Raw genomic sequence first — 824 nt, forward strand, 5'->3', positions numbered from 1 at the left:
TCTGGCCGTCGCGCATGCCGCGCTGCGCGCCTTCCGCGCCGGGCGGGTGGTGCCGGCCGATCAGGCCGCGCCGGAATACGTGCGTGACAAGGTCGCGCAGACGACCGCCGAGCGCGTCGCGGCACGGGCCGCGCAGACGGGCGGAGCGAAGGGATGACAGGGGTTTTGCTGAGCGACCGCTATCTCACGCCGATGACGGACGCCGATCTCGACGAGGTCGTCGCGATCGAGCACGTCGCGTACGAATTCCCGTGGAGCCGCGGCAACTTCGAGGATTCGTTGCGCAACGGCTACCTGGGCGTGTGCCTGCGGCACGTGACGGGGACGCTCGTCGGCTATTGCGTGCTGATGCCCGTGATCGACGAGATGCACCTGCTGAACCTGTGCGTCGCGCCGGCCGCGCAGCACGCGGGCGCGGGCCTTGCGCTGCTGCGCGAGGCCGTGCGCATTGCGCGCGCGGAGCGGCTCGACGGGGTGCTGCTCGAGGTGCGGCCGTCCAATCCGCGTGCGATTCATCTGTACGAACGGTTCGGCTTCATGACGATCGGCCGCCGCAAGAACTACTATCCGGCGAAGCATCGCAGCCGGGAGGACGCGATCGTGATGCGTCTGACGCTGAACAAGGACGAGGGGAACGCGCATGGCATGGGCTGAAGCGGCGCTCGAGGAACTGGGCCTCGCGCAGATCTGGGTGCGACGCGGGCAGCGCGCGGATAACGGTGCGGCGGCCGAAGCGCCCGTTCTTGCGCAAGCCGGGGCGGACGACGGGGTGTCCGCCGCCGCGGCCGAGCGGCCGGGACGCACGGCGCGCCCGCAGGTACAAG

At 70.6% G+C, this 824-nt stretch carries 1 protein-coding gene and 2 pseudogenes; all 3 read left to right on the top strand.

Annotated features, from left to right (window positions below; genetic code table 11):
* Nucleotides 1–157 (top strand): annotated as a pseudogene (locus G3N62_RS35535) (tRNA (adenosine(37)-N6)-threonylcarbamoyltransferase complex dimerization subunit type 1 TsaB); the annotation flags it as partial.
* Entirely contained in the window at nucleotides 154–654 is a 501-nt protein-coding gene (rimI, locus tag G3N62_RS35540) for a ribosomal protein S18-alanine N-acetyltransferase (protein WP_124669742.1), read from the top strand. The pseudogene G3N62_RS35535 and the gene rimI, both read left to right, overlap by 4 nt.
* A pseudogene (locus G3N62_RS35545) lies at nucleotides 641–824 on the top strand (uracil-DNA glycosylase); the annotation flags it as partial. The gene rimI and the pseudogene G3N62_RS35545, both read left to right, overlap by 14 nt.

Origin of the sequence: Burkholderia sp. Tr-20355 (assembly GCF_017104685.1) — a bacterium.
Classification (GTDB): Bacteria; Pseudomonadota; Gammaproteobacteria; order Burkholderiales; family Burkholderiaceae; genus Burkholderia; species Burkholderia seminalis.

Coding starts and splice junctions, on each gene's coding strand:
- rimI (WP_124669742.1), top strand. CDS start 154: ATGACAGGGGTTTTGCTGAGCGACCGCTATCTCACGCCGATGACGGAC.